This is a genomic window from Agriterribacter sp. (assembly GCF_035444585.1).
Taxonomy (GTDB): Bacteria; Bacteroidota; Bacteroidia; order Chitinophagales; family Chitinophagaceae; genus Agriterribacter.
In genome coordinates, this window is record NZ_DAOMOZ010000370.1 from 1 (window position 1) to 2,153 (window position 2,153).

Annotated in this window: 1 protein-coding gene and 1 pseudogene; both read right to left on the reverse strand. The window is 46.4% G+C overall.

All coding sequences use genetic code 11. The features are described from left to right. Window positions 1-516 precede the first annotated feature (516 nt). On the reverse strand, window positions 517-1,707 hold the full coding sequence (locus tag PLH26_RS21590; RefSeq protein ID WP_324588083.1) for an aldose epimerase family protein: 1,191 nt from the start codon (window positions 1,705-1,707) through the stop codon (window positions 517-519). Between the two features lie 187 nt (window positions 1,708-1,894). Next, window positions 1,895-2,153, reverse strand: a pseudogene (locus tag PLH26_RS21595) (galactokinase); the annotation flags it as partial.

Below are 2,153 nucleotides of genomic sequence, written 5' to 3' on the forward strand. Positions count from 1 at the left end.
TACCAGCCATCCCTGCTTCGCATACCAGTCATTGGCCTGCTCCTTTGTCCAGATATCTCTTCCTGCTTCAGCTACTTCTTCATTATCTGCTTTTTTTTCTTCTTTAGGCTTGCATTGCTGAAAACCCATGCCGATTAATAAAGCGCTTAATACGATCAGTCTGAATTTCATTACTGTTGTTTTTAAAAAATTATGATAAAGCTAATATTGGGATCACTGGCCAATCCTCTTAGGGTTTCGGATTTATGGTTTATAGTTTGTAGTTTATGGTTGCCTTTCGTTTCGGATTTAGGGTTTGCAGACTTCGGATTTTATTTGGCATTTGTCTTCCGGTGCTTTACACCCCGATGCGGTACTGACCCTCCTTCGTCGGGTGCCGACCGCATCTTCGGATTTAAAATTTATGGTTTTTGGTTTATCGTTGTATTCCTTCGGATTTAGCGCTTATGGCTTCAGATTTCAGACATTTGGTTCTTGCGATTTGGTTCTTGTTATTTGGTTCTTCTCACCTCCGCCTCACTTCCCGCTCACCGAAAACGCATACACTGTAGAAGTCTTATACACTTTGCCCGGCTCCAGTACAATTGACGGGAAGTTCTTTTGATTGGGCGCGTCGGGGAAATGCTGTGTTTCCAGGCAAAACGCGGTCCTGAAATCATCCTTAACCCCGCTCTTAAAGGTATTCTTTCCCTGCATGAAATTACCGCCATAGAACTGGAGCCCGGGCTCGGTGGTATATACTTTCATCACAATTCCCGATTTATCGCCGGTTGCCTCTGCAGCTTCATGCAGGGTTGTGGGATCATTTTCATTGAGCACGAAATTGTGATCATACCCCCTGCCATTTTTTAATTGCAGGTTGTTTACCGTATCTATTCTTTTCCCGATAGCCGTTGGCTGGCGGAAATCAAAAGGGGTTCCTTCTACAGGTTCCAGTTGGCCGGTGGGTATTAAGGTGGCGTCAACGGGCGTGTACTTATCTGCATTGATCTGCAGCAGGTGGTCATTGATGGTTCCGCTGCCTTCGCCGTTCAGGTTAAAAAAAGCATGGTTGGTAAGATTTACCACCGTTTTTTGATCGGTAGTGGCATGGTAATCTATTTTCAGTGCATTGTTTGCCGCAAGGGTATACAGCACCGTTATATCCAGGTTACCGGGAAAGCCCTCTTCCCCGTCTTTTGACAGGTATTTCAATTGTAATGTGGAATCATTCGGCTGGCTGGCATCCCATACCACGTCCTGGTAACCTTTTTTACCCCCGTGCAGTGTGTTGGGGCCATTATTCGTAAACAATGTATAGGTTTTTCCATCCAGACTGAATTTTCCCTTTGCAATGCGATTGCCCACACGCCCTATTGTTGCGCCAAAATAAGGCTCCGTGGAGCTTACATAGTCCTGCACATCTTTAAACCCTACCACCACGTCAACAGGCTTGCCATCCTTACCGGGCACTACAAGGCTTACCAGCCTGCCGCCGTAATTGGTGACAGCAGCGCAGGCGCCGGCTTTATTCTTTAGTATATAGAGTGCAGTAGGTTTGCCATCTATGCTGTCTTCAAAATTTTTATGCTCCAGCGAAGGCACACATGCATCCGGGGCAACAGCGTCCGACACGCTTTCTTGTTCCCCTTCCTGCTCCCTGACTCCCGGGTTGCAGGCCATTATCGCCATAAGGCAGGCACCAATAAAGATTTTTGCTTTTATCATAACGATCGTTTGGCTTGATTTACACTTATATTATTACGGTTTTTGCAGCGTATCATCATTTGCGGGACGGAGTCCCGGAAGAACATATGGAGTATGAAGTCAGAGACTTCATACAGCAGCGTGCGAAGTCAGAGGCTTCGCATAGCACATGTTCTAAACAGCCTCACAGCAAATTTTCATCCGGCTGCTATATCCTTTCCGTACCATCAGCTATCTGTACTGCATAAACGCCAAGTGTTAAACCCGTAGCCAGCCTGTATTCCGCCGATATTTTTTCAGCCAGTGCATCTATAGCATTATCCTTTACCAAATTAATGCTACATCCCCCGAAACCGCCGCCCATCATCCTGGCGCCCAGCACAGCTTTCTCATTACGCACATATTGAACCAGCCAGTCGAGCTCATTGCAGCTCACTTCATATTCCCTGCTCAGACCTTCATGCGAT